Raw genomic sequence first — 16,867 nt, 5'->3', positions numbered from 1 at the left:
AATAATATCTTCTTGAGTGCAGTTGAGAACTTTATCAGTTCTAAAACGATAGAGGTAATTTTCAACTGGGCTCAAAAAGACAATATATCAACAAAAACTTAAAATAAATCATGAAAAATATAACCAAAATACTTTCACTTTTATTACTTGTTTTGATGATTACTTCATGTAAAAATGAAAAATCATTACAAGGATATTTAGTCGAAAGTCAAGAAAAATTAGGTTTTATAACTGTAGATATTCCTACAAGCTTTTTGCAGTTAAAATCGGAAGTTGTTTCAGACGAAGTAAAAGAAACGTTAAAAAGTATCCGAAAAGTTAATGTAGTAGCTTTGCCAATTAAAGGAAATGAAGCTGCGTATGAAGTTGAGAAAACTAAATTAAAAAGTATTTTTAAAGATAATGAAGATTATAAATCTTTAATGTCTCTAAAAGCACAAGGAATGAACGTAAGTCTTTACTATACTGGGGATACAGAATCTATCGATGAAGTAATTGCTTTTGGTTACGGTAATGAAATAGGAGTAGGAGTTGCCCGTTTATTAGGCGACAATATGAATCCTGCTAAAATTATAGAAATGATGAACAACGTTAAATTTGATGGAGACAACGTAAACCTAGAGCAATTTAGTGCCATTTTTAAAGGTAAATAAATCTTCTTATAATAAGTTTAAAGCTGTAATTTCATTAGAAATTACAGCTTTTTTTTTGTCTTCGAATTAATTACTTCTATTTTAAAGGATAAGAAATATTCTAAAAAATGAATGAGATCTATAATTGTCCTTTCTATGAAAATTAAAATGTAAACATAAATAAAACCAATTTACACTTAACTTTATGTAGTTATTCTCTTCATTTAAAATAACAAAATTGCAAGTTTTTTTTCCTTTTGATTCCTTTTTTTACATCAAAGATATAAAACAGAACAGACAGCAACTTTAACTATCAACTATTTAACGGCTAATTAACGAATTGCACTAGTAATATTTATTACTTTTGAAACTTTACGAAAATATAATTTATGATGATTAAAAAAGTGCTGTTTATTGTTTTAATTTTAGTGAGTACGATCAGTTTTGCTCAAAACTATACTACTTATAAACCAGAAAGAGATAAAATTAACGATCTAGTTCATACAAAATTAAAGGTTGATTTTAACTTCAATGAAAAACAGCTAAATGGAGAAGCTTGGGTTACTGCCAAACCTCACTTTTATGCAACTAATAAAATTACATTAGATGCAAAAGCGATGGTTATTCATCAAGTTTCTTTAGATAACAAGAAATTAGACTATAATTATGATGATGCAAGCATTGTTATAGACCTACCAAAAGAATATAAAAAAGACGAAGAGTTTACACTTTATATAAAATATACTGCACGTCCAGAAAAAGTACAACAAAAAGGTAGTGCTGCAATAACCGATGCAAAAGGTCTCTATTTTATAAATGCTGATGGTTCTGACAAAAACAAGCCAACACAAATCTGGACGCAAGGTGAAACGGAAGCAAGCAGCTGTTGGTTTCCTACCATAGACAGTCCGAATCAGAAAACTACCCAAGAAATTTATATTACGGTCCCAGATAAGTTTGTGACACTTTCTAATGGAAAATTAGAAAGTTCAATTAAAAACGGAACAAACAGAACCGATTATTGGAAAATGGATCAAAAACATGCGCCTTACTTATTTTTTATGGGAGTAGGAGAGTATGAGGTTATTAAAGATTCGTATAAAAATATTCCTGTAGATTACTATGTAGAAAAAGAATATGCTCCGTATGCAAAAGATATTTTTGGTTTAACTCCAGAAATGATTGGTTTCTTTTCTGACATCTTAGGAGTAGAGTATCCTTGGAATAAATATAGCCAAATTGTAGGAAGAGATTATGTTTCTGGCGCTATGGAAAACACAACAGCAGTAATTCATGGAGAACAAGCCTACCAAACACCAGGTCAATTAATTGATGAAAACACACAAGAAAACACCATTGCACACGAGCTTTTTCATCATTGGTTTGGAGATTTGGTTACTTCAGAAAGTTGGTCTAATTTAACGTTAAACGAGTCTTTTGCAAATTACAGTGAATACCTTTGGAGAGAGCATAAGTACGGAAAATTAGACGCAAACATGCATTTATTTGAAGATAGTCAGGCGTATTTAGACGGACAAAATACAGATAAACATTTGGTTCGTTTTAACTATGTTGATAAAGAAGATATGTTCGATTTAGTGAGCTATAATAAAGGTGGTGCTATTTTACATATGTTGCGAAACTATTTAGGTGATGAAGCTTTTTTCTTAGGATTAAAAACATTTTTAACTGAAAATAAATACCAAGCAGCAGAAGTTCATCAATTAAGATTGGTTTTTGAAAAAATAACGGGTAAAGACTTAAACTGGTTTTTTAACCAATGGTATTTTGGAGCAGGACACCCAAGAATAGAGGTTTCTTATGACTACAATACCATTCAGAAAAAAGTAACTGTAAACCTTTTACAGTTAAATGTAAATGAGTTTAAATTTCCTTTAGCCATTGATATTTTCGAAAACGGAAAAAAAACAAGGCATAACGTTTTTGTAAATGGAAATGACGCTTCTTTTACGTTTCCTTATACAAAACAGCCAACGTTAATTCAGGTAAATGCGGACGGAGTTTTGTTATCTGAAGTAACAGAGAATAAGGTTTTAAGTGATTATATATTTCAGTTAAAAAATGCAGAGAATTATCAACATAGAAGAGAAGCATTGTTAGAAGTAGCAAAAAAACAAGAAGAAAAAGATGCATTTAATGCAGTTGAGGGAGCAATGAGTGATGCTTCTTACAAAATTAGAATACTTGCTTTACAGAAAATCGACTTAATAAATAAGTTTTCTAAAAAAGATGCCATTCATAAAATAATGCAAATGGCAAATAATGATGAGAAAACATTAGTACAAGCAACCGCTATTGAAACTTTGGGTAAATTAACAGATCCAGAATTAAAAGGCATTTTCGAGAAAGGCTTACAAAGTAAATCGTATTCTGTAATAGGAAAATCTTTGGTTGCCATGTATTATATAGACAAACCAACAGCAGTTGCTAAGTCTAGAGAATTACCAGATGAAATTAGAAAAATATTAGCGACGCCTTTAACACGTATTTACATTGAAGAAAAAGACGAAAACGAATTGCCTTTTATAGCAAAAAGCGTGTTATCTGGTATGTTTTTAACAGGGGACGATGCTACAAAAAGCTTGTATCAAAAAGCATTTAAACAAATCTCTGAAAGTAATAATTCTGAGGCAATTCAGAATTTAGTAGATGATATGGTGGTTAAAGGAAATCAATATAAGTCCTTTAATTTTGATAAAGTGGTTATCAATTTAATGAGAACCATGATAAGTGATCAAAAGGCAAAAGACACAGATAATAAAGTTAGAAATACAGAAATTATAAAAGAAGGAATGGCAAAATTATTATAACGATTCCTTTTTAATACAGTTTCTTAAAAACAAAAAATCTAAGCTTAATAAGCTTAGATTTTTTTTGTTTTATCAACTTTACAAAGTGGAAATTAAAAGTGTTTTTTATTTATTTGAAATCTTAGGAAGCGTAAAGTAAAAAGTAGTTCCTTTAGCAACTTCACTTTTAACCCAAATTTCTCCTTTGTAAAAATGAATTACTTTCTTAACAATAGAAAGCCCAATTCCTGATTTAGTTTCACTCTCATCTATACTTTGAAATAGCTCAAATATTTTTTTGAAGTATTTTTCTTCAATTCCTTTTCCGTTATCTTTTACATAGAACTCCCAAAAATCAGGCATTTCTTTTACACCAACTTCAATTTTACCTGTTTCATTCGTGATACTTTTTATAGCATTCTGAATTAAATTCTGAAACACCTGAAGAACTCGATGTTTATTTCCATTAATAATAGGAAGGTTTTGATCTATCTTAATTTCAATAGATTTTGGCACAAGAATTAATTTTACAATTTCGTTCACCAAATCATGCGTATTAATCTCGTATTCAGACATTTTATCATCGTCTATACTCGAGTAACTTAAGATTCCCGTAATTAGAGATTCCATTTTTTCTAGGTTCTCTAAAATTAATTGAGCATACATGTTGCTTTCTTCTGTTAATGTATTTTCAGGTTCTTCTTGAATCCAATTTAGTAAGGTATAAATGCTTCTTAAAGGCGATTTTAAATCATGTGAAACAATATGTGCATAGTTGTTTAACTCGGTATTTTTGTGTTCTAAATTTGTTAAAAGCTCTTCTCTTGCTTTGTTGGCATTTAAAATATCTTCCGATTGCTTTTCTATGTATTTTACTAAATTGACAGATTCATTCACTTCAGAAATATTCTCTGTAGAATCAATTTTTAAAACTGTTGCAATATAGTTTAGACTGTGAATTATTTTTTTAAGGTTTTTAGTTTCTTTTTGTGCTTCTTTACGTTCTGTTATATCACTAACAGCACCTATTACATTTATAATTTCGTTTTCGTCATTAAGTAATAGAGAAACGTTTAAATCTCCCCAAATAACCTCTTTATCTTTACGTACATATCGTTTTTCTATGTTGTAAGAATCTATCTCTCTATTTATTAACTTATTAAATTGAATCAAATCGGTTTCTAAATCATCAGGGTATGTAAAATCAGAAAAAGTCATTTGTTTCAGTTCTTTATCTGAATATCCTAAAACATCTATTAATTTTTTGTTTGTAAATACAGGTTTTCCTGCTAAATCAATTAGTGTAATTCCAATACCTGCATTATTAAAGATCGAATAAAACTTTTTCTCCGTCAGGTTTAATTCATCTAATTTGATTCTTAAAGTTTCTTGAAGTTTATTTTTTAAATTTTCTAATTCATCATTTTTACCTTGTAACGAATTATTTTGAACATGCAATTTATGATTGTAATATTGAATTCCTAATAACACAAAAAGTATTAAAACGATTATAATAATAAAAGAAGACCATTTGTAGAAAACATAAATAAACTGAGAGGCTTGTACTTTTTTTAAATCTATTTTATGAATAAGTAAAAATGATGTTTTGGCTTTATAATTACTATTTTTGGTACTATTGCTATCTATTTTTAAATTTTTATAAAGATAGAGCACATCTTTAGATGCATAATTTCCAACCGGATTTTTCTGAATTTCACTCCAAAATTCTTGATCTGTATTGTATAACGCCAAACTATCAGAACTAGACGTAATGTGCTTAAAGTTCTTGTGTGTGTCTTCTGAAACTAAGTTGAATCCCTCTGCGGTTCTTAGTTCAAAACTGGTATATTCTAGATTACTCTGAGTAGATAATTTATGAAACAGATTGTCCATAAAATAATTGATAATCAATACACCATTCCAATTTCCATCTGTGGTATATACTTTTTTAGCGACTCTAAGCACTGGATTGTATGGGATTTCAATTTTACCATATTCCATATTCAAATCAATATCAGAAAAATAGATATCATCTTTTTCTAATTTCTGAGCATTTTTAAAATAGTATCGATCACTTTTATTTTGAAGCTTCTTAAAATCTGTAACTTTTGCTGCATTGATACTATCAAAATCTACACGAACAATTTCATTACCCAATGTATCTATAAAACGAACTTGATCATAAGTAGTTTGTAAATTAGCTAAATGAAGAAAAAGGTCTTCTAATTTGTCTTTATTTGGTTCTAAATCTAACGCAAAATCTTTTTTGTACTCCCAATCAATAATATCAATATCTTTTGCTAGATATTTATACATATCATTAATTAAAATTCCTTTAGAATTCAAATCATTAGCAGCTCCATTTTTAATAATCTCCAATTGATTTTCAGTAATAATTGTATAATAATTATCGATAACTAGATACGTTATTACAGATAATGGAATGAAAAATAGGAGTAGCTTTTTAATTTGTATAAATTTCATTCTTACTATTTTAAGGAAACAAAAACTGTTTTAGTCTTTTTAAATTTCGTTTTTAAATTTTAAAAAATAGGGTATTTATTATTTGAAAAACCTAATATCTTTTAATTTTTAAATTTATAGTAAAACTTTTATACTGTAAAATATTTTGTAAAGTTTGTTTTACTGAAAACAGAAAAGGGATTTAACAGAAAACATCCAACATTATCTAAAATGTTGGATGCCTATTTTGTACTATAACCGTGTTGAATCTGGTTTTTATTTTTTCATTACAAATTGATTTGTAATGTTTTCAATATCGTTTTCCGTAACTTTTTTGGCAGATTTCTTTATTTTTTCAATAAATACTGTTACTTCTGCTGCACTTCCTGGAGCACCTAAATTATTACCATTCACATCATAAGAATTGGTAATTACCTTTAAGTCTGCATCTAAAATAACCCAAAAAGGCAAACCTGCTGTATCGCCATTGTATTGCTTTAATAATTGATCTGAACCTGGGTTTTCTAAATGTTTTTTATCCTTAGATTCTTTAACCACAACAGGTACCATTACATAATTATCATTAAAGAACTTTTTTGTGGTTTCTGCTTTCATGTCTTTGGTCATTTTATGACACCAACCACACCAAGAAGCTTCAAACTTTATAAAGATAGCTTTTCCTTCTTTTTTAGCTATTGTTTGTGCATTTTTTAATAGAACATCGGTACTTTCTTGTGCAGATGTTTGTAAATTAACAGCTAATAAAGCGGTGATAAAAAGGGTAATAATTTTAATTTTCATGGATTTTTTTTAAAGTGATATTCAAATATAAATAATTTAAGCCAGCTTTTTTAAAGCTTCAATAATTTCTTCTGGTTCAGAACGTGTTCTGTAGTCTACATTTACATAGTTCCAAGTAACAACGCCATCTTTCCCTAAAATAAAAGTAGCAGGAATAGGCAATATACTTCCATCTCCGTTATTTACTTTATCTAAATCTAAACCTCGGTCTGCACGCATGTGTTCTGCTAAAAATTCTGGCACTTTCCAAGCAACACCATATACTGTAGCTACTTTTGCATCTTGGTCGGATAATACCGTAAAATCCATTTCGCTAATTTCACTTTTGGTTAAGGAACCGTCTGGTACTTGCGGACTAATAGCAACCAAGCTTGCGCCAAGTTTATGAATTTCGGGTAATCTAGCTTGTAATGCTCTTAATTGTAAGTTGCAATACGGACACCAATCTCCACGATAAAATGTAATTACAACGGGGCCATTTTTTAATAATATATCTAAGGATATCATTTTTCCTTCAGCGTTTGGCAACTCAAAATTGGGTGCTTTTTCGCCAACTTTAAGCGCATTTTTTCCTTCTTCAAAAGCTTTTGCTTTCTCAATAACGTCATCAACACCTTTCATAAAGTCTGGTTTTGCATTTCGTCCTGCTGCTATTTTAGCATCTGTTTGTTCTCTTAAAGTTTTCATTTTTATATTATTCGTTTAAATCTGTAAATGTTAAGCTTGTTCTGTCTAGCACTTCAACTTTAGAAATGGCTTCCATAAATGTAGTGTAATTTACAAGTACAGAACTCTTTTTAGGAAGCGATTTTAAAGGTTCTTTTAACGCAAATAACGCAATGGTATAGGTGTGTTTTCCTGGGCCACGAGAACAAGGCGAAGTGTAAGAAATTGCGGTTCCGTCTTTATTTGCTCCCATTGCCCAATTGGGGTTGTTGGCCATTTTGTACGGAATAGAAGTTACCGATGGATCAATGTTCCATAAAAGTAAGTACGAGTTTACTTCGTCAATATTATTTTTTTTAGGATAATGATACATTACAACCGCTAAAGATTTGGTGCCTTCTGGTACATTAGCCCAAGATAAAGGGATGGAATTTTCTACATCTTTTACTTTTTCTTCGCATTTGTAAGCGGCTAACAACTCGCCATTTACAACAGCTTTACTGTTTACTATAAAGTCTGCGTTAATGGTTTTAAAATCGTCGTAGTTTTTAAAAGTGGAAGTCTGTTTTTGACAAGATTGCAACGAAATAATGGCTATTGCCATGATGAATAGGATACTTTTTTTTGATGCCATTTTAAGATATCTTAATAATGTGATGTAATCCGTGAGGTGCTATAAAACGTTTCACTAATGAAGCGTAAGCATTAACGAATTTAAGGTTTTTCAGTTAAAAAACCACAAGGGTCAATAGTCTTAAGGAAGTTTTAACAAAGAAAACATCTAGCAGCGTATAAAATGGTATCGATACTGTAAATCTATTTATTGCTATTCAAAAATAACCCGTCTTTCTGTTGGTTTTTTATACAGATTCTTAGAAATTTCTGTACTGTTTTCTGTAGCGCAATAGTTTTTATGAGTTGGGTCTAGCGTATATTCTAGTTGATAGTCAATCATTTTTTCAAAAGGAATTAAAAAGTCTTTGGTATCGCATTTTTCTAATTCGGCTTTCTTTAATAAATTTAAGACCGTATAGACCGACTCAATAGTACTTAAACAAAGAGGATCTGGCTGCTGCTTAATAATAAATTTTGATGTTATCTTGTTATCAAAACTCACTCTTTTTAAAGCTTGTAAATTTTTACTTAGTTTCAACATTTTTCTAGCACAAGGCCAAGTGCCATCTAAAATAAAAATGTTTGCATTGTTTCCTATAACCGTATGTATTTCTGCACTTTTTCTTGTTGATAAATTAAAACTGTCCTTGCCAGGATATAATAAAAATGAGGTACTTTTTTCTTCAGTAAGTATTTCATTGATACGTTTATGATTCGTAAAATCGACACCAACGATGATTTCTGAATTTTCAAGTTGAAGATGCGTCATAAATCCCGTTCCTTTTTTTTCTTTTTTGTACTCCTTTGGATGCATCAAAATAATAAAATGGGTCTTCGTCTGCAAAGAACTAATGTGTTTGCAAATACACGTGCTTGATGATCGCATGCATTTGTAACATTTTATTCTTGGTTCTTTTATGGTTAGTGGCAAGGTGAGTTTCTTTTTCTATTTGGGGATAATGCTAACACGCTTATTTAATATATTAATCTATTTAGCAAGTTATATTTTTTAATCAGATAATGATTAATATTCTTAAACTAGTTTTAACAAGAGGAGTTTTAATTTTTCACTAATTTACTTCGATGCCATGTTAAATAAGGAAGCATTCCTTTAGTAACCTTTTTTAATCTCATTAATTTAGATATCCCTAAAATTATATAATCATCATTAGACAAAGTATTACTTATAATTATAGTTCCATCATTCCCAAAGCTTATTAGAAATTTATCAAAAAGTGAGTCTAGATTTGGAATTAATAATAATCCATTTTCTGTGTCGTATTTTTCAATAGGACTTGATTTACTATATGGTTTTATGTGAGAAGCAATTAATAATGATGTATTGTTAAGTTCTGTAACGCTGCAGCAAAATCCCCATTTTATAAGAAGATTATTTTTATATTGTTGCTGACCTCTTCTCGAAAGATTAAGACTCTTGCCATCTTCTACTATGTTAACTTTATTTTCAAATTCACTCTTGGAACTATCTTCAAGTAATTTATAAAAGTTTATTGAGTTTGATTTTAACGAATCAATAAACACATATTTAATAATTTCTGCTAAGTCTTTAATGCTATAAATTTTAAATAATCTATGGTTTGGAGATGTTGATTTTATTATATTCGAATTTACAGGTAGTGTGAATTTTCTAAAAAAAGATTCTTCTTTACGAAACCAAAATGTTAATTTTTTTTTACCAACATATAAAGCAAATGGAGATTTAGCATTGTTACCAAAAATATTGTCATATAAATTTTTCTGATAATTTATTTCGATGTCATAACAACCATTTTTAACTTTTGTTTTTAGAATAAAATCTTCATGGTTTTCAAATATTTTAATAACTGTTGATGCAATGATATCATTCTTAATATTTGAATTTAGAATTTCGTCATTAAGGATTCTTGAATTTTCGGGCATTAATTATTTTTTAAAGTTGTCTTCTTCCCAAGCGTTACTGTATTTGGTTGGCATTCTAGAACTTATGTATTCATTGAAAAGTTGTTTTTTCTCTTCAGGACTAACGTAATTTGCTTCTGCTGAGTTAGAATATTCTCCTTCAAGTTCCATTTCAAGATGTTTTTCATCTTGCTCTAATCTCTCTTTCAATAAATTGATATTTGTATTCATGTCAGAAAACTCTCTTCTAGCGGTTTTAGTTATTGATAACTCTATTTTTATATATGAAACAAAAATCCTAAAGAGTTCTTCGCTAAAGATATACAATGCCTTATCATTAATAGAATATAAATATCCTTTTGTAATTAAGCTGTTTAGTAATAAGTCAAGTTGCTTTTTTATATCACTATTATCATTGTCTTTGTCATATATGGAATTATAAGGAATTTCAGCAGGTAGCATGTTTACAGATTGACTTGCCATGAAAAAAATTAATTCTCTTTCCATGTCATTTAATTCTCTTAGTTTCTCAGTGAATTTTTCTCTTTTATCTGTTAAAAGAATAACTTCAAGTGCAGAAAGCACTATTGTTTTAGTTATAATATTATCATCGGACATTTCATTAAAGCAACTATCACCTATTAAGTGGACTATATATGGGTAGCCAGAAGAGAGTGAAAGAATTAGTTTTCTTGCGTCTTCCTTTATTTCGAATTTAGGTGTTGATGTTGCAGAAGCATAATCTAAAATATAGTTGGAAGCTTCCCATGAAAGTCTATCTAATGTGATACACTTAACAATTCTCTCAAATGAAGGATCTTCTTTGTTAAATCTTGTATACGAACCTAGTTGACCTGCAAAAAGAAAAGTTAGTTTATTACAGCCTCTATTGTTTAATGTTTCATGAATTATTTTAATAAAATGGCCGAAGTTTATTGAAGTTGGAAGTTGATCTACCTCGTCAATCATTATGTTAATAGCGGTAAAGACGTTTAATTTTAAAGCATCAGTATAAATAGCTCTCAAACCATTAACAAAGCGATTGGCAATTGAAGAAGGGCTTCGACGATTCGATTCAATTTCTGTCTCAAACTTCGCTTTAATTATACCAAAGTTTAGTTCTAGTGAGGGTTTTATTTTCGCAAGTTTAATCTTGGGAAGTAATAAAATCTCTTGTTCTAATTCATATAATATATCTAGACACAAGTCTTCTATAGTAGTATCTTCAGCACAAGCGTAATAAATACATAGTACATCATTTTCCGTATTTTTTATATTACACCTTTTTAATAAGGTTTCATTCCCTGACATTACTTTTTGTAATTGCAATCCTAATGAGGATTTTCCAATACCTCTAGAACCAGTAATAAAAATACTGTTATCATTTAATAAAGAGGTTATGGAGAAAACTATCTCTTTTGTCCTTAAGCCAAAAGCAGTTGGGTTATTTTCAATAACATTTGGTTTGAACGGATTTTTCTTTAATTCTAACATTTAATTTTGTCTTGTTGATATATTAGACACAGATTTAATATGTTTATTCAACGTTTTTATATTTCATAAACATAGCTTACGAAGTTAAGATTTTTTAGAAAGGAAATTAGAATACACACATATCTGTTATGTAAAGTTATCAACCAAAAACATCCTTCCAAATCCACATCAACAAAAACCAATAAAACTTTTCTGCCCTTTTCCTAAATGAGGTAGTATCTTTGCACTTTATTTTATTTATGTCTGTAAACACACTTCTAGTAACTCCACCATTTACACAGTTAAATACTGCGTATCCTGCAACCGCCTACATTAAAGGATTTTTAGATTCTAAAGAGGTACCAACAACACAAATAGATTTAAGTATCGAGTTGTTTACGGCAGTGTTTACCAAAGAATTTATAGACGCCATTTTTAAACAAGCAGAAATGCTGGGTGGTAAAGAATTGCCTTTGGTTTGGCAACAAAAAGAAGAATACATTAATAAAGTAGATTCTGTAATGAACTATTTGCGTGTGCAAGAAGTTACGGCAGCGTATCAAATTGTACATAAAGATTATTTGCCACACGGACATCGACGCATAAAATTAGACAAAGATTTAAGTACCGAGTTTGGCAAATTAGGAATCTTAGACAAAGCCAAACATATTGCCACGTTGTTTGTAGAAGAATTGGGCGATTTTATAAACGCCAATGTAGATGAGTTTTTCTCGTTTACTCGTTATGCCGAACAAATTGGTAGAGCAGCCTCTAGTTTCGATGAGTTAGACGACTGTTTGCAGTTTGAAACGACGCTGATAGAAGACGAAATGTTGTATTTGTTAGACCAAGAATTACAAGAAAACAAGTACGATTTAATCTGTTTTACAGTGCCTTTTCCTGGTAATTTGTTTTCTGCGTTGCGGTGCGGACAGTTTATCAAACAGAATTATCCGAACATTAAAATAGGAATGGGTGGCGGTTATTGCAACACCGAATTAAGACGTTTGTCGGATCCTAGAATTTTCGATTTTGTAGATTTTATCACGTTAGATGATGGCGAAGGTCCGTTGTTAAGAATCACAGAATTTTTAGACGGAAAAATAGGTGAGGAGCAACTAGAAAGAACCTATATCTGTAGAAATAACGAAGTTGTATATGCAAATAAATTGCCCAACACAATATTTCATCATAAGAATTTACCTGCACCAAGTTATATTGGTTTGCCAACGGAAAAATATTTGTCTTTTTTAGATGTAATGAATCCGATGCACAGAATGTGGTCTGACGGAAAGTGGAACAAACTCACCATTTCTCACGGTTGTTACTGGAAAAAATGTTCTTTTTGTGATGTAAATCTAGATTATATTAGCAATTACCAAAACACCACAGCCGATGATTTGGTGGATAAAATTGAACAAATAATATCAGAAACCGGAATTACAGGTTTCCATTTTGTAGACGAAGCAGCGCCACCAAAAATGTTAAGAGCCTTGGCAAACAAGTTGATAGAGCGTAAAGTGTATATTACTTGGTGGACCAACATTCGTTTCGAGAAAACGTTTAATGCAGAATTGTGTGCCTTATTATCTAAATCTGGTTGTATTGCGGTTACTGGCGGATTAGAAGTTGCCTCTGATAGATTGTTAGAGAAAATGAAAAAAGGAGTTGACATCGGACAAGTTGCAAGGGTAACCAAAGCCTTTTCTGATGAAAATATTATGGTACATGCCTATTTAATGTTTGGTTTTCCTACAGAAACAGCGCAAGAAACCATCGATTCTTTAGAAGTGGTACGTCAGTTATTTTACAACAATTGCATTCAGTCTGCTTTTTGGCATCAATTTGCGTGCACAAGCCACAGTCCGGTTGGTAAAAACCCAGACGAATTTGAGATTAATATTATTGGTCCAGAATTTAAAGGATTTGCAGAAAACGATTTATATCACGAAGATCCAACAGGAGCAGAGCATCATTTATATAGCGAGGGTTTAAATTCAGCTTTAAACAACTACTTAAATCACAAAGGATTTGAAATTCCGCTGCACAAATATTTCGATTTTAAGGTTCCTAGAATAACGCTAGAAAGTAATTTGATTGAAAAATGCTTGAAAGAGTAGTTTTTCAACGTCATTGCGAGGAACGAAGCAACCTCTTAATGTATCACTCAAAATAAACAGATTACTTCGTCCTATCGTCCTCGTAATGACAGTAGATTTGTCATTGCGAGGTTACGAAGCAATCCCATAATATGCTACTCAAAATAAACAGATTACTTTGTCCTATTGTCCTCGTAATGACAGTCCGTTTGTCATTGCGAAGTTACGAAGCAATCCCATAATGTGTAACTCAAAATAAACAGATTACTTCGTCAGAACTTCCTCGTAATGACAGTACGTTTGTCATTGCGAGGAACGAAGCAATCCCATAATATACTACTCAAAATAAACAGATTACTTCGTCCTATCGTCCTCGTAATGACAGTCCGTTTGTCATTGCGAGGTTACGAAGCAATCCCATAATATGCTACTCAAAATAAACAGATTACTTTGTCCTATTGTCCTCGTAATGACAGTCCGTTTGTCATTGCGAAGTTACGAAGCAATCCCATAATGTGTAACTCAAAATAAACAGATTACTTCGTCCTACCGTCCTCGTAATGACAGTCCATTTGTCATTGCGAGGTTACGAAGCAATCTCATAATATGCTACTCAAAACAAACAGATTACTTCGTCCTATCGTCCTCGTAATGACAGTCCATTTGTCATTGCGAGGAACGAAGCAATCTCTTAATGTGTAACTCAAAATAAACAGATTACTTCGTCAGAACTTCCTCGTAATGACAAAATTATTTATTTTAGAGGGAAAAAGCATGAAAAAATACCATATTTACTTTTTAACCAATAAAAATAATACTGTTCTATATATTGGAGTCACTAGTAATTTATTAAAAAGAATTTATCAGCATAAAACGAAAGAGTACAAAGGTTTTACAGCAAAATACAATTGTGATAAATTAGTGTATTTTGAAGAATATGATGATATAAATTCTGCTATAGCAAGAGAGAAACAATTAAAAGCTGGAAATAGAAAACGTAAAAATGATATGGTAAATTTAGAAAATCCTAATTGGAATGATTTGTCTGATGGTTGGTTATTTCAGTTTTAATTATCATTGAGAAGAAACAAGGAAATCTCTTAATCTGTAGCTCAGAATAAACAGATTACTTCGTCCCATCGTCCTCGTAATGACAGTCCGTTTGTCATTGCGAGGTTACGAAACAATCTCATAATTTGTAACTCGGAATAAACAGATTACGTCGTCCTGTCGTCCTCGTAATGACAGTCTGTTTGTCATTGCGAGGAACGAAGCAATCTCTTTGGCCAAATAGGTATTACTTCATTCGTACTTCATTCGTAATGACAAAACTGTTCGCTTTACTTTGCATACGCTCCAGAAGAATAGGTTAACTCGTAACTATGTGTGTACACTTCAAAAACAATTCCGAAAGGATCTTCTACATAACACATTTTAAATGGCTTGTCTTTTGGATAATACTCTCTAATTGGCATTCTTTGTTTTCCTCCGTAAGCAACAATTTTATCGACCAATTCTTCTATATTAGGATCTTGAATGCAAAAATGAAAAAGACCTGTATTAAAAGGACTAAATTCTGGTGCTTCTTTAATTCCGTTCGGAAAACAAAACAACTCAACACCAATACCATCTGAAGTTGACAGATGTGCAATTTCAAACTCTGTCCAATCTTCACCAAAAACATCAATACACATTTTACCAATGGCAGTTTCAGTTTCTTTTTTAACAGTAGAAGGTTCCATAATAATGTACCAACCCATTACTTCTGAATAAAATTTTACAGCCTCATTAATATTAGGAACGGTAAGACCAATATGTGAGAATGATTTTGGGTAACTTGTATTTTTAGTCATAATTTTTAATTTAGACTTCAAAATTAATTTATATTTGCCTTATAGGCAATAACTTACCTAAAAGTAGTATAGTTACCTAAACGAATAAATTAATGATTATGAGTATTTTAAAAATTATAATTTGATAGAAAAAAATGTATGTCCATTAAATTACACCATGAATTTAATAGGTACTAAGTGGAAACCTTTAATATTATTCCATTTATTAGAAGGAGGTTTGCGTTCTGGAGTGTTGCAAAAACACATTATAGGTATTTCTAACAAAATGTTTACACAAACGGTAAGAGAGTTAGAAAAAGACGGGCTAATTTCAAGAAAAGTATATCCTGTTGTTCCCCCAAAAGTAGAGTATACGCTAACAGAAAGAGGGCAATCTTTAGAAGCAATTCTAAAAAGTTTAGATACTTGGGGTTTAAAAGATATTGCAGAATAATTATAAGGATTTTGTTTTATTTATTTTAAAAAGCAAAATACTTAAAGTAATTATTAATAGTCACTGTATGCAATCTGAGTTCAATAAAAAATTATGAAAATCATTACTTCACTTCTGTTATTTTACAAAAAACTAATAGTTCCTACACTTTTGATGTCTATTTTAATTGGGTTTCTTCAGAAATATATTTTAATTTTATTAGGAAATTCAGGTGATACAATCCCTATCTTTTCTTCTGAAGCCGCTGCTGGATCATGTTTTGTTTTTTCATTATTCTTTCAATACATTATTTACGAAACAAAAAATCCAAATGAATACTATTTTTATTACAACCTTGGGTTAAGTAAATATATATTATGGTTTAGTAATTTTATTTTTAGTTTAATATTGTCAATATTAATTGGTTTTTTATGAAGAAATTACATGTTGATAGTGTCTTAAAAACATACGGAAATAAACAAATATTAACGGATATTTTTATAACCTGTAAAAAAGGAGAAATTGTTGGATTGCTTGGTAGAAATGGAGTAGGGAAGTCAACATTATTAGAAATTATTTTTGGTTCCATAAAAGCAGATCATAAATTTGTAAGAGCAGATAGTAAATTAATAAAAGGAATCCTAGACACCCGAAATTTAATAAAATATTTACCTCAAGAAAATTTCCTCCCTAATCACATCAAAATTAGCACAATTATAAAACTGTTCTGCGATAAAGAAAATGCTTCTACAATATTTAATAATCATTTAATAAAACCACTTCTTAATAAGAAAAGCAAACAACTATCTGGAGGAGAAAAGAGAGTTGTAGAAATATTTCTAATTGTTTTATCTAACGCTAAATATATTTTAATGGATGAACCTTTTAATGCAATTGCACCTATTTATAAAGAAGAAATAAAGAATTTGATAATTGAACAATCTAAATACAAAGCTTTTATTATTACAGACCATGATTATCTAAACATTTTAGATATTACAACTAGAACAGTAATTATTAAAGATGGTTCTGTAAAAGAAATTAAGACAAATGAAGAGTTGATAACGTACGGATATATTCGTAATTTGAATTAAGATACGTATTAACTTAAAGCCGCTAATAAATACATTAAAAAATCAATGTA

14 protein-coding genes are annotated in these 16,867 nt (G+C 30.2%); 6 read left to right on the top strand and 8 right to left on the bottom strand.

Features of this window, described 5'->3' with window-relative positions; translation table 11 throughout:
- Window positions 1–110: 110 nt before the first annotated feature.
- Window positions 111–653, top strand: a complete 543-nt coding sequence (locus H0I29_RS15495) for a DUF4252 domain-containing protein (RefSeq protein WP_218753169.1) — start codon at window positions 111–113, stop codon at window positions 651–653.
- Window positions 654–1,021: 368 nt separating this feature from the next.
- A complete protein-coding gene (locus H0I29_RS15490; protein WP_218753167.1) occupies window positions 1,022–3,463 on the top strand; it encodes a M1 family metallopeptidase in 2,442 nt (813 codons plus the stop codon).
- A 105-nt stretch (window positions 3,464–3,568) separates the two neighbouring features.
- Here the strand turns inward: H0I29_RS15490 and H0I29_RS15485 are convergent, their stop codons facing one another.
- From H0I29_RS15485 to H0I29_RS15455, 7 genes are all read right to left on the bottom strand, one after another.
- Window positions 3,569–5,926: an ATP-binding protein gene (locus H0I29_RS15485; RefSeq protein WP_218753165.1), complete on the bottom strand. Its 2,358-nt coding sequence runs from the start codon at window positions 5,924–5,926 to the stop codon at window positions 3,569–3,571.
- A 255-nt stretch (window positions 5,927–6,181) separates the two neighbouring features.
- Window positions 6,182–6,706, bottom strand: a complete 525-nt coding sequence (locus tag H0I29_RS15480) for a thioredoxin family protein (RefSeq protein ID WP_218753164.1) — start codon at window positions 6,704–6,706, stop codon at window positions 6,182–6,184.
- 36 nt (window positions 6,707–6,742) lie between these two features.
- Window positions 6,743–7,393: a peroxiredoxin-like family protein gene (locus H0I29_RS15475; protein ID WP_218753162.1), complete on the bottom strand. Its 651-nt coding sequence runs from the start codon at window positions 7,391–7,393 to the stop codon at window positions 6,743–6,745.
- Between the two features lie 7 nt (window positions 7,394–7,400).
- Complete coding sequence (locus H0I29_RS15470; protein ID WP_218753160.1) at window positions 7,401–8,006, bottom strand: YbhB/YbcL family Raf kinase inhibitor-like protein; 606 nt, start codon at window positions 8,004–8,006, stop codon at window positions 7,401–7,403.
- 192 nt (window positions 8,007–8,198) lie between these two features.
- On the bottom strand, window positions 8,199–8,831 hold the full coding sequence (locus tag H0I29_RS15465; RefSeq protein WP_254712647.1) for a tRNA-uridine aminocarboxypropyltransferase: 633 nt from the start codon (window positions 8,829–8,831) through the stop codon (window positions 8,199–8,201).
- A gap of 215 nt (window positions 8,832–9,046) precedes the next feature.
- Entirely contained in the window at window positions 9,047–9,907 is an 861-nt protein-coding gene (locus tag H0I29_RS15460) for an HNH endonuclease (protein WP_218753156.1), read from the bottom strand.
- A 3-nt stretch (window positions 9,908–9,910) separates the two neighbouring features.
- Entirely contained in the window at window positions 9,911–11,380 is a 1,470-nt protein-coding gene (locus H0I29_RS15455) for a hypothetical protein (RefSeq protein WP_218753154.1), read from the bottom strand.
- A gap of 239 nt (window positions 11,381–11,619) precedes the next feature.
- On the opposite strand from H0I29_RS15455, the gene H0I29_RS15450 reads away from it, so the two are divergent.
- Both H0I29_RS15450 and H0I29_RS15445 read left to right on the top strand, forming a co-directional pair.
- A complete protein-coding gene (locus tag H0I29_RS15450; protein ID WP_218753152.1) occupies window positions 11,620–13,479 on the top strand; it encodes a radical SAM protein in 1,860 nt (619 codons plus the stop codon).
- Between the two features lie 720 nt (window positions 13,480–14,199).
- Window positions 14,200–14,529, top strand: coding sequence for a GIY-YIG nuclease family protein (locus H0I29_RS15445; RefSeq protein WP_368384537.1), 330 nt, complete (start codon window positions 14,200–14,202; stop codon window positions 14,527–14,529).
- 269 nt (window positions 14,530–14,798) lie between these two features.
- Here the strand turns inward: H0I29_RS15445 and H0I29_RS15440 are convergent, their stop codons facing one another.
- Window positions 14,799–15,311, bottom strand: coding sequence for a VOC family protein (locus H0I29_RS15440; RefSeq protein WP_218753151.1), 513 nt, complete (start codon window positions 15,309–15,311; stop codon window positions 14,799–14,801).
- Between the two features lie 157 nt (window positions 15,312–15,468).
- Between H0I29_RS15440 and H0I29_RS15435 the strand changes: the two genes are divergently transcribed.
- A complete protein-coding gene (locus tag H0I29_RS15435) occupies window positions 15,469–15,744 on the top strand; it encodes a helix-turn-helix domain-containing protein (RefSeq protein ID WP_218755251.1) in 276 nt (91 codons plus the stop codon).
- A gap of 410 nt (window positions 15,745–16,154) precedes the next feature.
- The gene (locus H0I29_RS15430) at window positions 16,155–16,817 is read left to right on the top strand and encodes an ATP-binding cassette domain-containing protein (RefSeq protein ID WP_218753150.1); all 663 of its coding nucleotides are present in this window, start codon (window positions 16,155–16,157) and stop codon (window positions 16,815–16,817) included.
- The last annotated feature ends 50 nt before the right edge of the window (window positions 16,818–16,867 follow it).

The sequence above is a fragment of the Polaribacter sp. R2A056_3_33 genome, from assembly GCF_019278485.1.
Classification (GTDB): Bacteria; Bacteroidota; Bacteroidia; order Flavobacteriales; family Flavobacteriaceae; genus Polaribacter.
The sequence above is the reverse complement of the archived record's forward strand: the minus strand, read 5'-3'. Positions and strand labels throughout refer to the sequence as shown.

What these genes read in the sequence shown, in the direction of transcription:
- H0I29_RS15435 (WP_218755251.1), top strand. Translation starts at nt 15,469, where the DNA reads ATGAATTTAATAGGTACTAAGTGGAAACCTTTAATATTATTCCATTTA.
- H0I29_RS15480 (WP_218753164.1), bottom strand. Translation starts at nt 6,706, where the DNA reads ATGAAAATTAAAATTATTACCCTTTTTATCACCGCTTTATTAGCTGTT.
- H0I29_RS15475 (WP_218753162.1), bottom strand. Translation starts at nt 7,393, where the DNA reads ATGAAAACTTTAAGAGAACAAACAGATGCTAAAATAGCAGCAGGACGA.
- H0I29_RS15455 (WP_218753154.1), bottom strand. Translation starts at nt 11,380, where the DNA reads ATGTTAGAATTAAAGAAAAATCCGTTCAAACCAAATGTTATTGAAAAT.
- H0I29_RS15445 (WP_368384537.1), top strand. Translation starts at nt 14,200, where the DNA reads ATGACAAAATTATTTATTTTAGAGGGAAAAAGCATGAAAAAATACCAT.
- H0I29_RS15495 (WP_218753169.1), top strand. Translation starts at nt 111, where the DNA reads ATGAAAAATATAACCAAAATACTTTCACTTTTATTACTTGTTTTGATG.
- H0I29_RS15430 (WP_218753150.1), top strand. Translation starts at nt 16,155, where the DNA reads ATGAAGAAATTACATGTTGATAGTGTCTTAAAAACATACGGAAATAAA.
- H0I29_RS15460 (WP_218753156.1), bottom strand. Translation starts at nt 9,907, where the DNA reads ATGCCCGAAAATTCAAGAATCCTTAATGACGAAATTCTAAATTCAAAT.
- H0I29_RS15470 (WP_218753160.1), bottom strand. Translation starts at nt 8,006, where the DNA reads ATGGCATCAAAAAAAAGTATCCTATTCATCATGGCAATAGCCATTATT.
- H0I29_RS15490 (WP_218753167.1), top strand. Translation starts at nt 1,022, where the DNA reads ATGATGATTAAAAAAGTGCTGTTTATTGTTTTAATTTTAGTGAGTACG.
- H0I29_RS15485 (WP_218753165.1), bottom strand. Translation starts at nt 5,926, where the DNA reads ATGAAATTTATACAAATTAAAAAGCTACTCCTATTTTTCATTCCATTA.
- H0I29_RS15440 (WP_218753151.1), bottom strand. Translation starts at nt 15,311, where the DNA reads ATGACTAAAAATACAAGTTACCCAAAATCATTCTCACATATTGGTCTT.
- H0I29_RS15450 (WP_218753152.1), top strand. Translation starts at nt 11,620, where the DNA reads ATGTCTGTAAACACACTTCTAGTAACTCCACCATTTACACAGTTAAAT.